Origin of the sequence: Mycobacterium sp. SP-6446 (assembly GCF_001954045.1) — a bacterium.
In the GTDB taxonomy this organism is placed as follows: Bacteria; Actinomycetota; Actinomycetes; order Mycobacteriales; family Mycobacteriaceae; genus Mycobacterium.
Window position 1 is genome coordinate 1 of record NZ_MBEM01000071.1, and the last position, 13,561, is coordinate 13,561.

At 67.2% G+C, this 13,561-nt stretch carries 15 protein-coding genes; 7 read left to right on the plus strand and 8 right to left on the minus strand.

Going from position 1 to position 13,561, the window contains the following annotated elements; translation table 11 throughout:
* The first annotated feature begins 279 nt into the window (after positions 1–279).
* Positions 280–669, plus strand: coding sequence for a hypothetical protein (locus tag A5736_RS05755; protein ID WP_076245047.1), 390 nt, complete (start codon positions 280–282; stop codon positions 667–669).
* Positions 670–701: 32 nt separating this feature from the next.
* Here the strand turns inward: A5736_RS05755 and A5736_RS05760 are convergent, their stop codons facing one another.
* Positions 702–1,394, minus strand: a complete 693-nt coding sequence (locus A5736_RS05760) for a DUF3060 domain-containing protein (RefSeq protein ID WP_076245048.1) — start codon at positions 1,392–1,394, stop codon at positions 702–704.
* Between the two features lie 56 nt (positions 1,395–1,450).
* Here A5736_RS05760 and A5736_RS05765 point away from each other — a divergent pair, with 56 nt between their 5' ends.
* Positions 1,451–2,476 carry an NADP-dependent oxidoreductase gene (locus tag A5736_RS05765; RefSeq protein ID WP_076124909.1) on the plus strand — a complete coding sequence of 342 codons (1,026 nt, stop codon included), beginning with the start codon at positions 1,451–1,453 and terminating at the stop codon, positions 2,474–2,476.
* Here A5736_RS05765 and A5736_RS05770 read toward each other — a convergent pair.
* Complete coding sequence (locus A5736_RS05770) at positions 2,473–3,108, minus strand: hypothetical protein (RefSeq protein WP_076245050.1); 636 nt, start codon at positions 3,106–3,108, stop codon at positions 2,473–2,475. The genes A5736_RS05765 and A5736_RS05770 overlap by 4 nt on opposite strands.
* Before the next feature lie 352 nt (positions 3,109–3,460).
* Here A5736_RS05770 and A5736_RS05775 point away from each other — a divergent pair, with 352 nt between their 5' ends.
* On the plus strand, positions 3,461–4,285 hold the full coding sequence (locus tag A5736_RS05775) for a family 16 glycosylhydrolase (protein ID WP_076124913.1): 825 nt from the start codon (positions 3,461–3,463) through the stop codon (positions 4,283–4,285).
* A gap of 4 nt (positions 4,286–4,289) precedes the next feature.
* Here A5736_RS05775 and A5736_RS05780 read toward each other — a convergent pair whose 3' ends face one another.
* Positions 4,290–5,798 (minus strand): glycosyltransferase family 39 protein, encoded by a 1,509-nt coding sequence (locus A5736_RS05780; protein WP_076245058.1) that lies wholly within the window; start codon positions 5,796–5,798, stop codon positions 4,290–4,292.
* A gap of 74 nt (positions 5,799–5,872) precedes the next feature.
* Positions 5,873–6,100, minus strand: coding sequence for a hypothetical protein (locus A5736_RS05785; RefSeq protein ID WP_076115603.1), 228 nt, complete (start codon positions 6,098–6,100; stop codon positions 5,873–5,875).
* 108 nt (positions 6,101–6,208) lie between these two features.
* Here A5736_RS05785 and A5736_RS05790 point away from each other — a divergent pair, with 108 nt between their 5' ends.
* Positions 6,209–6,514 carry a hypothetical protein gene (locus tag A5736_RS05790; protein ID WP_076124916.1) on the plus strand — a complete coding sequence of 102 codons (306 nt, stop codon included), beginning with the start codon at positions 6,209–6,211 and terminating at the stop codon, positions 6,512–6,514.
* Here the strand turns inward: A5736_RS05790 and A5736_RS05795 are convergent.
* Positions 6,511–7,929, minus strand: coding sequence for an amidohydrolase family protein (locus A5736_RS05795; protein WP_076124918.1), 1,419 nt, complete (start codon positions 7,927–7,929; stop codon positions 6,511–6,513). The genes A5736_RS05790 and A5736_RS05795 overlap by 4 nt on opposite strands.
* Positions 7,930–8,076: 147 nt before the next feature.
* On the opposite strand from A5736_RS05795, the gene A5736_RS05800 reads away from it, so the two are divergent.
* Positions 8,077–8,748, plus strand: coding sequence for a GAP family protein (locus A5736_RS05800; protein ID WP_076245051.1), 672 nt, complete (start codon positions 8,077–8,079; stop codon positions 8,746–8,748).
* A gap of 16 nt (positions 8,749–8,764) precedes the next feature.
* Here A5736_RS05800 and A5736_RS05805 read toward each other — a convergent pair whose 3' ends face one another.
* Positions 8,765–9,583 carry a hypothetical protein gene (locus A5736_RS05805; protein WP_254848295.1) on the minus strand — a complete coding sequence of 273 codons (819 nt, stop codon included), beginning with the start codon at positions 9,581–9,583 and terminating at the stop codon, positions 8,765–8,767.
* A 46-nt stretch (positions 9,584–9,629) separates the two neighbouring features.
* Between A5736_RS05805 and A5736_RS05810 the strand changes: the two genes are divergently transcribed.
* Together A5736_RS05810 and A5736_RS05815 are read left to right on the plus strand one after the other, a co-directional pair.
* Positions 9,630–10,106, plus strand: a complete 477-nt coding sequence (locus tag A5736_RS05810; protein WP_139333154.1) for a hypothetical protein — start codon at positions 9,630–9,632, stop codon at positions 10,104–10,106.
* A 172-nt stretch (positions 10,107–10,278) separates the two neighbouring features.
* Entirely contained in the window at positions 10,279–10,818 is a 540-nt protein-coding gene (locus tag A5736_RS05815; protein WP_076245053.1) for a hypothetical protein, read from the plus strand.
* A gap of 124 nt (positions 10,819–10,942) precedes the next feature.
* Here the strand turns inward: A5736_RS05815 and A5736_RS05820 are convergent, their stop codons facing one another.
* Positions 10,943–11,782: a L,D-transpeptidase gene (locus tag A5736_RS05820; protein WP_076245054.1), complete on the minus strand. Its 840-nt coding sequence runs from the start codon at positions 11,780–11,782 to the stop codon at positions 10,943–10,945.
* A 149-nt stretch (positions 11,783–11,931) separates the two neighbouring features.
* Positions 11,932–13,561 (minus strand): hypothetical protein (locus tag A5736_RS26250; protein ID WP_076245056.1); only part of this gene is annotated, 1,630 nt, incomplete at its 5' end.

Genomic DNA, 13,561 nt, shown 5'->3' on the forward strand with positions numbered 1-13,561 from the left:
CCGATGCCAGCGCCGCGCCGCGGGCCAGCGCCATGTCCGGCTCTTCGGGCGCGATCACGTCCAGCACGGTCGCCGCCACCTCCGCAGTACGAGCCGGCGCGGCCGCCGCTGACGATGTACCTGCGTCTCCCGTTCGTGACGGTGCCAATTCCGATCAACCCGCCGCCACCACCACCGCCACCGCCGCCGGCTCCTTAAGCCCTGGGCGATCGTCCGTGGCAGACGACGGCGACTAGGCGCACACTGGGCAATAACTCCGACGAGCCGTAAGGAGGTCCCGTGGGCGAACACGGTGCATTCGGATTCGATCCCGACGACTTCGATCGCATGATCAGGGAGGGCAGCGAGGGACTGCGTGACTTGTTCGAGCGGATCGGCAACTTCGTCGCCGCCCCCGGCGGCCGGGCGGGATGGTCGGCCATCTTCGAGGACCTGTCGCGGCGGCCCCGGTCCGGACCGGAGACCACCGGCGAGGCCGGCGACGGGGTGTGGGCCATCTACACCGTGGACGGCGATGGTGGCGCGCGCGTCGAGGAGGTCTACGCGACGGAAATCGACGCGCTGCGCGCCAACAAGGACAACGTGGACCCCAAGCGCAAAGTCCGTTTCTTGCCGTACGGCATCGCGGCCAGCGTCCTCGACGACGATACGGAAGAGCCGATGCCCTAATCACGTTGGGGCATCACGCATTTCGTGCGCGGTCAGCCCTGCTCGACGGAGTTCGAACCACCGGCATTGGTGATCTTCGGTGTGCCCGTATGGTAGGTGATCTTGTTGTCGAAGCCGGAGGCGTCGATGGTGTCGACGGCATCGACGGTGATCGCGTTCTGGACGCCGGACACGGTCAGGCTCGCGCAATGACCGGTGATCACAACGGTGTTGGAGACCCCGCTCACGCTGACGACGCTGTCGTTGCAGGCGACGGTCCGATTCTCGTTGATCCCGGAGATGGTGAGCTGGCCACCCGCCGGTGCGGTGGCGGACGTTGACGGGGTCGACGTTCGGGTCCGGCTCTTCGACGGCGGTGATGTGGTCGGGCTGTTGGCCGGTGACGTAAACGGAACGGAAATCGTCGGCGGGGACGTGATGATCGACCGGACCCCGGAAAGCTGATGGGCGGCGAACGCCGCGATCCCGCCGGCGAGGGCGAGCACGCCGATGACGATGACGGCGCCCAGGATCCACCACACGCGGTTGCTTGACGGGGGGTTCGGCGGTGGCCCGGAAAGGGGTCCGCCGTAGCTCCATTGGTTCGGCGGCGGCGGCACGTCCGGTCCGGGCGCGTAGGCCTGATCGGCCGGTTGCGAGCCTCCCACTTCGGACGTGCGTGCCGAGTCGGCCAGCGGGCGCTCAAGTTCCCGGATCCGGTCTTCCGGGTCTTCGTGCGGGTTCATGCACTGAATATGCCATTCATTCCGGTAATTTCGGCCCGTTCGGTAGTTTCTGCATCGTGCCCGACTTGCCGAATCGCCAGATCGTGTTGCGTCGTCGCCCGACCGGTCTGGTCAAGCCCGGTGACACCGAACTGCTCACCAAGCCGGCACCCCGGCCCGCCGAGGGTGAGGCCCTGGTCCGAACCACCTACGTCGGGCTCGACGCCGCGGTGCGGACCTGGCTGAACGACCAGCCGGGCTACCTTCCGCCGGTGCAGCTGGGCGAGGTCATCCGCGCGGCCGGGATCGGGGAAGTCGTGGAATCACGCTGCGGCGCCTACGCCGTCGGCGATGTCGTCACCACGCTGACGGGCTTCCAGGAGTACGCAATCGTGCGCGACGACGTGTTCACCACGCCCGTTCCCGGCCGGGCTTCGGTGGACCAGCTGGCCGTCATGTCGGTGTACGGCCCGACCGGGGCCACCGCCTACATCGGGATGACGGACATCGGCCGGCCCCAACCCGGCGAGACCGTCGTCGTCTCCGCGGCCGCGGGCGCGACTGGATCGGTGGCCGGGCAGATCGCCAAGATCGCCGGCGCCCGGGTGGTGGGCATCGCGGGCGGCCCGGAGAAATGCCGGGCGGTGGTCGAGGACTTCGGCTTCGACGCGTGTATCGACTACAAGAACGATGACCTGGCCGCCGCGCTCAAGGAGCACTGCCCGCGGCGCGTCAACGTCTACTTCGACAACGTCGGCGGGCCGATACTCAACGCGGTGTTGGGCCGGCTGGCCACCAAGGCGCGGGTGGTGCTGTGCGGGGTGATCTCCAGCTACCTCAGCGGAGAGCACCCCGGACCGGCCAACTACGTGAACCTGTTGTCCAAGACCGCGCTGATGCAGGGCTTCAACGCGCTCGACGACTGGGGTCGCTTCGACGAGGCCTTCGCCGCGCTTCATCGATGGGAGCACGAAGGCCGGATCAAACACCGCCAGACCGTGTTTGAGGGCGTCGAATCGTGCGTCGACGCCCTCAACGGCCTATTCACCGGGGCCAACATCGGCAAGATGTTGGTCAAGCTGAGCGAGCCGACCTCGGCCTAACTCTCGCCGAGGACGCGGTGCAGCGTCTTCTTCGCGTCGGTCAGGGCTTCCAGCACCTTGGTGCGGGTCTCGGCGAGCTGCTGCTTCTGCTCGTCGGTGCCGGTCCAGGTGATCGTGCGCGCCAGCCCCGCGACCTCGAAGAGGGTCCTGCGGATCTTGAACACATCGCCGAACTTGGCCGCTCGACCCAGGAAGGCGTGCGCGGTCTCGCTGCTGACGCCGCGCCAGGACAGCAGGTTCTGGCCGAATTCGGTCAGCGTCGCCACACCGTTGTCGACCGTGACCACACCCCGGCCGGCCAGCAGCCCGATGGCCAGCTCCGCCACGTCCTGCGGCGGGGTGAATGCACCCTCGGTCGCGTCGGACACCCGCTGCACGATCTGCGCGGCGTCGGCCGGCCCGTCGAGCAGCAGGGCCGCGGTCACGAACGCGGCGCGCTTGAGAAAGGGGCGACCGCCGGGCCCGAAGCCGCCCTTGAAGCCGGGGCCGCCGAACCCGCCGTGTCCCCAACCCTTTTCGCCCCAGCCGCCAAAGCCGGGACCACCAAAGCCGGGACCACCAAAACCGGGTCCGCCAAAACCGGGCCCACCGAAACCGGGCCCACCGAACCCGCCGAAAAATCCACCAGACATCTCTATTCCTTTCAACACATCAGAGGTATCAAGCTCCTTGATACCACCGACACGGGCAATGTCAACAAGCTTGATGGTTGAACGGTGCGAAGCCGGGTGGCGCGCGCCGAGCACGCGGCCGAAAATGGGCTGCTATCGTCCAAATATGGATCGGCGTCGGATGATGATGATCGCCGGATTTCGGGCCCTACCCGGCGGAAATGCTGGTCCACTGGGTGCGTGTCTTTTGAAAACCACCTGAGGTGGGATGCGTAGCATCCTGGTGCATGGTTTCATAACACCGTTTGCGACAGTTGCCGAGAAGGGGCGCACCGAGTCAGAGTTCCCGACTTCAACGATGGGTGGTTGGTAGATGGATCGTCGCAGCATGTTGTTGACGACAGGGCTCGGCATGATCGGGGCCGCGATGCGCATGCCCGAGGCCTGGGCGGCCCCGTCGGCGCCGCAGGCGCCGTCGGCCGGCGGCGGCGGGCCGTACATCTTCGCCGACGAATTCGACGGCCCGGCGGGCTCAGGTCCCGATCCGGGCAAGTGGACGGTGCAGACCTGGCAGGACGACGTGTTCCCGCCGGTCGAGGGCATCTACCGCGACGACCGCCGAAACGTGTTCCTCGACGGCAACTCCAACCTCGTCCTGCGCGCCACCCACGAAATGGGCACCTACTACAGCGGCAAACTGCGCGGCAACTTCCGCAGCATGATCAACCAAACCTGGGAAGCCCGGATTAAGCTCAACTGTTTGTTCCCCGGCCTGTGGTCCGCGTTCTGGGGCGTCAACGAGGATCCCATGCCCGACGGCGAGGTCGACATCTTCGAGTGGTACGGCAACGGCGCCTGGGCTCCGGGCACCACTGTCCACGCGGCATCGAACGGGAAAACGTGGGAGGGCAAATCGATTCCCGGTCTGGTGGACGGTGGTTGGCACACGTGGCGAATGCACTGGGGGCCGGAGGGTTTCCAATTCTCGCGCGACGGGGCGGCACCGTACTTCAGCGTGCCGAACAAGCCCATCCATGTCTACGGCGGCCCTCCCGAGGACATGCGCTGGCCGTTCAACAACCCCGGCTATTGGATGACTCCGATGTTCACCCTCGCCGTCGGCGGGGTGGGCGCCGGCGACCCGGCCGCGGGGACCTTCCCGGCGGACATGCTCATCGACTACATCCACATCTGGTAGGCGCTCATCGCTCGGCTTTGATTACCTGCACCAGGTTGAACTGCCATCGCTCGACCAGCCGGAAGCCCAGATCGCGCGGGACAGCGAACGCGGGCGTCGCGCCGTAGCGAGGACCGGGCGCAAGTGCCGCGCCCTGCTCGTGGGCCGGCTGCGTCGCGTCGGCCTGGGTGATGATCCATACCACGCCGCAATGACTTAGCGGCGCGGCGACGACTTCCGGTATCAGGTTGGTGTCGAAGACTTCATTGCGGTCGGTTGCCCGTTGCCACAGGGTGAGGTCGATCAGCTTCCGATAGGCATCGGGACGCGCCGCCAGCAACGGCCGCATCGGGGCGGGCATAAATGTCACCGTGTCGTTGACCAGCAGACAATCGCCCGGTGCGGCCTTCGTCGTGATGAGATCCGCCACCTGGCTGTAGTCCATTCCGTATTTTGCGTACGGGTTACGTTGTGCCCGAACATAATTCGGCGCAGCTGCCACAGCGAAAAGCACTACGATGCCCGTCGCCGCCCAGCGGTTGATCACCAACGTGCCGATGCAGACACCGAGGGCCAGCGCCACCGCCGGCGCCGTGAACGACAGATAGCGCGGCGTGTAGATCGGGTGGACCGCGACGGCCGACCAGATCACGATCAGGGCGGTCGGTATCACCAGCCACGCGGCCGCCAACGTCAACAGCTGCCGGTCCGACTCTTTGAGTTTCGCAGAGCCGCTGAGCCACAAGACAATTGCTGCCGCCACCACCAAGGCCGACAACACCGCGAACGGTGGGCTCCGTTCGAAGTATTGCTGCACCGTCACGTCTTCGATGGTCCGGTGCCCGATCGGAGCGATCCATTTGATCTGCTGAACCTGCCCCACGACCTTGAAGGCGAACGGCGCCAGCGCGCCAACCGTCAGGACCGAAGCGATCGCGAAGTGAACGAGCACGGCTCGACTGCGCCAGAACGCGCAGACGAAAACGACATACGCCAACAACAATAGGACGATGTACATCTCGAGCAGGATCGACGACGCCAGGGCGATCGCGTAATACAGCCAGCACCAAGCGTTGTCGCGGCGAGCGGCGACAACGAGCAGCACGGTCAGCCACACCGCCGCCATCATCGACAGCGCGTAGGGCCGCGCCTCGATGCCTGCCCACGTCGAGCGCGGCAGGATCCCGCAGATGACCCCGGCGGCCACCGCGACGGTGCGAGACGAGAACTGCTTGCTCAGCACCACGACGCCGGCGGCGGCGCCCCCGACGGCGAGGCCACTTGGTGCGCGGGACCAGAACTCGGTGGGCGGGAAGATCTGGAACCAGCCGTGCATCAGTAGGTAGTACAGCCCGTGCACGGCGTCGACGTTGCCGAGCATCCGCCACAACTGGGCCAGGGATCGACTGTAGGAGGCCGAAATGGTTGCCGCCTCGTCGTACCAGAAGGACGGGCGCCCGGCGCCGATCAGACTGACGGCGGCGGCGAGTATTCCAACGATCAGCGGGTCGAGTGCGGCCGGCGGCGGTGCCAGCCGGTTACCGCGAAGCGCACCACGGGAAGGCCGTGACTCGCTCAGCACATCGCTATGTTGCCAGAAGGCAGGTCTCAGTTACTCAGCCACACGTGCCAAAAACCGTCGGGGCCCAGGCGGCAGTCCCAATGGGTGTAGAGGTGGTCGTTGTGGGTGATCTCGACGTGCGGGCCGTCCGCCTCGCAACCGCCCTGGCTCGAGTAGTTGCCCTCGACCTCCACTTCATCGGCGTTGGCTACGCCCACCGCAATGGTCATCAGCCCGGCGAATGCCATTAGTCCTGCGGCCGCAAACTTCCTCATGGCGCCTTCCCCTCGTTATCGGTGACGCGACTCTATCGATTCGGCCTGGCGCCCGCGCCGCAATCGCGGGGACTCAACGGACCGGTGATTCGAACGTATGATCGATCAATGGGTCAGCTCGCGTCGATCGGGTACAACGGGCAGCCGGTCCGCAGCCCGTTTCGGGTGGTGCGCCCGCCGATCACGGTGCTGGTGGACCTGACCGTGCTGTTCCCGCGCGAGCCGCACCGGTCCGGCCGGTATCAGCCCAACGGCCTGCAACTGCACAAGGTCGTGGAGGGCCGGCTGACCTGCTGGGGGCTCTGCGAGCAGGGCGACTGGTGGGGGCTGGTCACCTATCCGATCGCATACGGGTCCAAGCAGAGAAGCGTGACGCATTGGGTCCCGGCTTGGACCCTGCGCCGACGGGGCTAGCCGCTCGCGGGTTCGGCCGGAGCCAGCCGGCGTCCCTGCACGTAGGTTCCGGCGATGGACGTCTCCCGCGTGCTCATCAGCAACCCGAACAGCGTCTGGTCGCGGGCCATGGCCGGATCGTCGGACCGCACGCCCTGAGTGATCACGGCCTTCAGCGCCGGCGTGCGGTTCGGGTCGATGACGACGAAGTCGGCCTCCTTGCCGACGTCGAAGTTGCCGAACCGGTCCTCCATGTCGAGTGCGCGTGCACCGCCCAGCGTTCCGAGGAACAGCATTTCGGCGGGGTGCATCGAAACCCCGGCGTCGCCCGGCTCCGAGATGTGCACCTTGAAGGCGGCGGCGAGCACCTGCGGTATCGGCCACTCGTCCCCGCCGCCGAAATCCGTTCCGGCGGCGATGTTTACACCGGAGGCAACCGTGCGCAGCCACGGCATGGTGCCCGAGCCGAGGAACTGCTGGGATACGGGGCAGTGCGCGATCGACGTGCCGGTCTCCGACATCCGCTCGAGTTCGGAATCCTGACAATGCACCGCGTGCGCCATGACACTACGGCGCCCGAGCATGCTCGGCCCGCCGACCTTCGAGCCCGGCAGGAACCTGCCGTCATAGGTATCCAGGTAGGTGTCGACCTGAAAGATCTTCTTGGTTTCGGCGACCTCGCCGGTCTCCGGGCGGTTGTTCTCGTTGAGATGGGTGTGGAAATACACACCCCGATCGCGCACCGAATCATACAGTTCACCAAGGCTTTTCAGCACCTCGGCGGTGACCGCGATCGCGAAGCGCGGAACGACGGCGACGTGCAACCGCGCGGTCTTCGCGTCTCCGGTGTCCGCCGCGTGCCACTTGTCGATCTCCTCCCGGACCAACCGCAGCGCATCGGACTCGGACGTCATCAACGGCTCAGCTGCTTTGGGGCCGACGGTCTGGATGCCGCGGCCGCTGACGATCCGCAGTCCTCGCCGCTGCGTCTCGCCGAACAGCGCGTCTTGGGCGTGGGGAAACGCGGACCCGAAGACCATGGCCGCGGTGGTTCCGCTCGCGATGCGCCGGTCGCAGAACTCGACGGCCGCCCGCTTGGCGAACGCCGGCTCGGCGAAGCGGGCCTCCGACGGGTACATGCAGCCGGTCAGCCACTCCAGCAGCTGCCCCCCGTTGTACGAGTCGCCGGCAAACGTCTGCGGAAAATGCACGTGGGCGTCGACGAAGCCCGGCAGCAGAAACCCGGGTCTGTGATTGGATACCGGCGCCGACCGGTACTTCAGCGGGATGTCGGCGCGCTCGCCGCAGAACGCGACCTTGCCGTCGTCCCCGACCACCAGCGCACCCTCGGGAATCGACACCAGGGCCGCGGCGGCTTCGGACAGCGGCGGTGCGCCGGTGAGGTGAAAAATGTGTCCAAGGTGGGTCCGAGTCACGCGATCATCCCCCCTGTCTGGGAGCGCAACGAATGTTGTTGCACCGCACGTCACATCCAACCACTCCAGCGGCTTTTCGGGGTCAACACGACCACACCCGGCGCGCTCGCTGGCACGATCCCGCGGTCAGTGCGAAGATTGCTGCCCGTGGCAACTAGCTGGGGATCCGTTCTGAGCGTGCTCACTCCGCTGGCGCTGGTCGTCGCGATCTCGCCGCTGTCGATCATCCCCGCGGTCCTGGTGCTGCAGACGCCGCGGCCGCGACCCACCAGCCTGGCCTTCCTCGGGGGTTGGGTATTCGGGCTGGCGGCGCAGACCGCGATCTTCGTCGCGGCCTCCGGCGCGCTCGGTGGGATGCACAACGCGCCGCCTAGGTGGGCGTCCTGGCTGCGCGTGGTCCTCGGGTCGGCACTGATCCTGTTCGGCATCTACCGGTGGCTGACCCGCCACGGCCACAGCGAGTCGCCGGCGTGGATGCGGGCATTTGCCACCATCACACCGAGGCGGGCAGCGATCACCGGGCTGGCGCTGACGGTGGTGAGGGTCGAGGTGCTGATCATGTGCCTGGCCGCCGGCTTGGCCATCGGCACCAACGACCTTGGTGTCGTCGACGGGCTGATATGCGGCGCGTTTTTCGTCACCCTCTCCGCGTCGACGGTCGCGATCCCGGTGCTGGCCTACGCAGAGGTCGGTCACCGCCTAGACGATCCGCTGGCACGGCTCAAAACCTGGATGGAGCGCAACAACGCCGCGCTGATGGCGGCCATCCTGGTCTTGATCGGTTTGATGGTGCTCCACAACGGAATTCGCGCGTTGTGACTTCGCGCCGCCCGGCTCAGCGGTAACCGCCGTCGGACAGGCCGGCGTCCGCTTCGAGCCTGTTGACCTTGCCAAAGACCCTGTCGCGGACGACTTCCCAGAGGTAGGCCGTGATCATGCCGGCATGGCCTTTATCGGCCCACTGCTGGCAGTGCAGCTCCTCGTGGTGCAACACCCGGTCCAGCGCGAGGTTGCTCTCGAAAGCGTTGCCATTGCGGTCGCAATACCAGGCATGCCCGGACTCGACGATCTGGCGAAGCCGTTGTTCGGTGCCGATCGAGTCGTCGACGTTGACCATGAAGATGTCGCCCCAGGCGGTGCCACCCTCCCTGCTGAACAGCTTCTGGACCCGATTGCCGCCGAGGCCCATGAGTATGCCGTTGGGCGTGGTGACGAGGCGCCCGCCGTTGCGGTGCGCGAAGCCGACATCCTGCTCGTAGCTCCAGCGGTTTGCCTTCTGCCGGTTGACGATCCGCCCAACCTCCGTGGCGGTGTACGGCGTCTCGGGGAAGTCCGTGGGTTGCTTGCCCGCCCTGCCGTAGTCCGTCCCGGCGTTCAGGACGTAGGTCATCAGCGCCGCTTTGCGCGCGTCGCTTCCGGCGACGCCCCGCGGCAGGAGGAAGAAGGACTTGCCGTCCGGATCTTTGATCTCGGCGCAGTGCGCGAGAATCGTGAAGCTCTCCGGGGTGATGCCGTGCTCTCGGGCGATCGCGGCGACGACGTCGGAAGGCACGCCCCGGCGTTCGGCGTTCTCGAGCCACTGCCGGTGGTAGCCCTGCCCGACGGCCGGCTCGGAGCTTTCCCGCTCCCGATCGTTTCGCTTGAAGACCACCACACGCACATTGTGTTCGTCTTCTGGCGTGCTGAGTAGCTTGGAGGGGATGTTTGACGATCCGGCGCCCCTGGCCAAGTTCTTCGCACGTGCCAATGCCGTCGTGCGGCCTTTACTCAAATCGCCGTTGCACCCGATCGTGAGCGGCCGGCTGATGCTCCTGAACTACACGGGCGGTAAGACGGGTGCGCAGTACAGCTTCGCAATCGGTTATTTCCCCTGGGATGACGGCGACATCATCGCTACGAGCTCCGCCAAGTGGCCCAAGACGATCGGCGGCGCCCGAAACGTGCGTTTGCTTATCAAGGGTTGCTGGTTCGCGGCTCAGCCGAGCGTGCTCAGTGAACCGGAGCGCAAGGCCGACCTTCTCGGTGAATTCGCGAGACGCAATGGGCCACGAGCAGCCAAAGGGCTGATGCTGGGCCTGCCGGGGGATCGCCAGCCGGATCGGCAGGAGTTGCTCGACGCCGCGGCCAAGACGACCATCGTGCGTTTCGCCATAGAACCCGAGACGGCGCGTCCCTGAGTTGTGACAACCTCGTGACGTCACCTTTTGGAAACGGCGCGGTGCGGCGCGGCTCATGTTCCATATTGTCTGCAGACAATTGGCTCGGTCGTCGGGAACGACTTCGGTATGGCTATGCGGTTCGGCCGCACTGGTTTGGAAGTATTTGTGCGCGAAAAAGGAGTCGACGCTGATGGTGGAGCGGTTCAGCATCAAAGTAGTTGCGAGCGCCGGGTTGTGCGGAGCCGCCATAGCGTTGAGCCCCGACGCCGCGGCCGCCCCGCTGATAACGGGCGGCCACGCGTGCACCCAGCAGCAGGCGGGCGAGGTGCCAGCGGCCGGCGGTGGACCGGCAGAAGCCGCTGGCGGACCGGTACTCGCCGCCGGTGGCTCGGTCGTCGAAACGTGTGCCGCTCCGCTCACGGACATGTCCGGTGTTCCGCTGGTGGTGCCCGGTCCCGTTGGCGCCCCGATCGTGCCCGTCGTGCCGGCTGGCGTTCCGCTCTTGCCCGGCCCGCTGCCCCTTCCCCTGGGCGCTCCGGTAGCCCCGGTGGTTCCGGCCGGTGCTCCGCTGATCGCGCTCGGCGCTCCGGTGGAGGCACCGATCGATGGCGTGGCGACCGCCCCGCTCCTCGACATGTCCGGCGTCAAGGACGCGCCGACCGGTCCGGCGCCGACGGGCGGGCCGGTGCCCGGTCAGCCGGTTATGCCCGGTCCGTCGGGCGCGCGCTGACGCCTTCTCGGACGCTACGGACCCGCTGGGGAATCACCAGCGGGTCCGTTTGTATGTGTCGACTCAGTGAAAAGCGTGTGGAGTCAGAGCATTTCGTCGGTGTGCGGTTAGGCGCGGAGCCTAGTCAGCGAGTCACTGGCTGAGGAACTTCGATGCTGTTTTCCTGCACGATCACCGGGTCGCCAACGTTGACGGTGTTGTAGTACCACTCGGCGTCCTCTGGGCTGAGGCTGATGCAGCCGTGGCTGACATTCTCTAACCCGAGCGCATTGATGGCCCACGGAGCCGAGTGCACGAAGAGGCCACGGTCGGTGATGCGAACGGCGTAGTCCACCGGAAGCCGGTAACCGTCGGGAGCGTCGACGGGGATGCCGACGCTGCTCGAATCCATCACGATGGAGCGCTCTTTGGATAGGACGGTGTACATGCCGGCGGGGGTCGGGTAGTCGGGCCTGCCCATGGACGCCGGCATTACCCCCTGCTCCCCAAAGTGGGGCCGGTGGTGCGGCGCCGGGAGCGAAGGCGGCGGTCCCGCCTCGACCCCGTCGATGGTCACGGTGAACGTGTGCTCTGAGATGCTGGCGACACCGACGACGGCCGGACCCGTCTTTATTTCCGTGGACACGCCGCCCACCGAGAGCGGAATTATGCTGTGCGCGGGCCAGAATCGGTCCGGCACCCACTGCACGACCTTGTTGTCGAGCCATTCGAACTTGCCGGTCATCGGCGGCGTCGACTTGACTGCGATGGCACGCTCGGCCGCGTGTCGGTCGGCGATGGGCGCATCGAACGTCACCACCACGGGATGCGCGACACCCACGACGTCGCCCCGCTTCGGGAGAACCGACGAGATGGCGAAATGCTGCGGCTGGTGCGCCGCGGCCACACTTACGCCGGCCGGGCTCGCAACCACGCTCCCGGCCATCCCTACGACGGCAAGAACACACCGAACAACCGCCCGCATGGCTCCAATTCCTTCTAACTGACAGCGTTGCAATAGTGATGGTAAAGGGGTCCTGAACAGTGGAAGTGCAAGGGCGCGTTCGCAATTGATCAAGACTTCATCACGGTTTGGCTACAGCCGACGGGACGGGGCGGACGTGGTGTGCTGCGCTACCGGTGGCCGCCGCCGCCGCTCTCGGCACCGCCGCCAGAGCTGCTGCCACCGCCAGAGCTGCTGCCACCGCCCGAGCTGCTGCTGCCGCCCCCACCGAAGCCACCGCCGCTCTCGGCGCCGCCGCCGTGGCTCCCGCCGCCGGACTCACCGCCAGCACCTCCGCCAGAGCTCGCGCCACCACCGTCTGTCGGTCCACCAACTGGTCCACCACCGGCGGCCGGGCCGACGCCGTGCGGCGCGCCGTCGCCGGGAGTTCCGTGGCTCGGACCGGGGCCGGTAGCAGGTCCGCCCGGGTTGCCGGCGGCCCCGCCACCGGGATTCGGGCCCTGCGCCGGGGGAACTTGGTGGGGCGGCGGCGATTTCGGCGGCGCGGGCGACGGAACGTGGACCGGCGGGGGGACATGGAGCGGCGGCGGCGAATCGATCGGTGGCGACGGGTGCGGCGGCGCCTGAAGGACCGGCGGGTTCGCCGGAGGGTCCGGCAGGATTACTGGCGGGGGAGCGGGCAGCGCGATCGGCGGGACAACCAGCGGAATGGGCACCGGCGGCGCCGCAATCGGGGCCGGGAGGACCGGAGCCGCGGGCGGCGGTGCCGCGGGAACCGGTGCCGCCGGCGGCGGTGGGACCGCTGGCGGACTCAACGGCTTTGGTGCCGCCACCGGGGTGGCCGCGACTTCCGCTGGCACAGGGGCGAATACCTGCTCGGCCGGGGCGATGAGATTGTGCAGCGGGGCGGGTAGCAACCCGACCGTCGTGTGGACGCCGACTGACAGTGCTACCTCCAGTGCCAACGCCGCGCTAAAGCCCGCGACCGCCAGCACGCTTCCGACCAGCAGTCCCGACCTACGACGGACGGCCGCGTCCATGACGACCGTTGGGGCGCTGGTTTCGTCGTCCGCGACCGCGCTGTAGGCAAGGTCGTCCTCGCCAGGCTCGGCGACGGCGATGCTCAGATACTCGGGTAGTGCGCTCGCGTCGACCGCGCCCGTGCCGGGGTCCTGTGCATAGGCGAGCGCAGCCGTCGACGACGCGAACAACGACGCGTTCGCGGACGCGAGGGCCGCCCCGCGGGCCAGGGCCGTCTCCGGTTCTTCGGGCGCGCTCACGGAAAGCGACGTCGCCTCTTCTAATTGCGCCCTGACCGTTGCGATGTCAACGCCGGAGCCGAGCACAAACAGTCCACCCGGGCGCGTCGGCGGCTGGTCGAGTCCGGCGAGCAGGTGCATCAGCTCGTCGTCCGTCAGCCGCCCGGGCGCGGCAGTCAATCGCTCTTGCTGAACATCCGCGATGGAACCGTCGGAGGTCTCGACGACGGCCAAAGTCGCGGTGTCGGGCTCAATGAAGAGCAGCGCGGTGCGTTCGTAACCCATTGCGTCGCCGACGAATTGAGTCAGCGAGGTCGCAGCCAGAAACGCCGATACCAGCATCACGTTCTCGAGCTTGTGGGCGGTCAGCGCGTCGCGCAGGGCGGCCGCTTCGAGTTGATCCGTCCACGTGACCCCGATAGACGACAGCTCGAGGCCGGCATCGGCGGCGCCCTCACGCGTGCCCAGGATGGCGGCGACCACGCGGTCGGACGCGCTGACGGTCGGTAAGTCGTCGCCGGCGCTTGTCGCGAATTCGTTG

What these genes read in the sequence shown, in the direction of transcription:
- A5736_RS05760 (WP_076245048.1), bottom strand. Translation starts at nt 1,394, where the DNA reads ATGAACCCGCACGAAGACCCGGAAGACCGGATCCGGGAACTTGAGCGC.
- A5736_RS05770 (WP_076245050.1), bottom strand. Translation starts at nt 3,108, where the DNA reads ATGTCTGGTGGATTTTTCGGCGGGTTCGGTGGGCCCGGTTTCGGTGGG.
- A5736_RS05810 (WP_139333154.1), top strand. Translation starts at nt 9,630, where the DNA reads ATGTTTGACGATCCGGCGCCCCTGGCCAAGTTCTTCGCACGTGCCAAT.
- A5736_RS05785 (WP_076115603.1), bottom strand. Translation starts at nt 6,100, where the DNA reads ATGAGGAAGTTTGCGGCCGCAGGACTAATGGCATTCGCCGGGCTGATG.
- A5736_RS05775 (WP_076124913.1), top strand. Translation starts at nt 3,461, where the DNA reads ATGGATCGTCGCAGCATGTTGTTGACGACAGGGCTCGGCATGATCGGG.
- A5736_RS05790 (WP_076124916.1), top strand. Translation starts at nt 6,209, where the DNA reads ATGGGTCAGCTCGCGTCGATCGGGTACAACGGGCAGCCGGTCCGCAGC.
- A5736_RS05815 (WP_076245053.1), top strand. Translation starts at nt 10,279, where the DNA reads ATGGTGGAGCGGTTCAGCATCAAAGTAGTTGCGAGCGCCGGGTTGTGC.
- A5736_RS05820 (WP_076245054.1), bottom strand. Translation starts at nt 11,782, where the DNA reads ATGCGGGCGGTTGTTCGGTGTGTTCTTGCCGTCGTAGGGATGGCCGGG.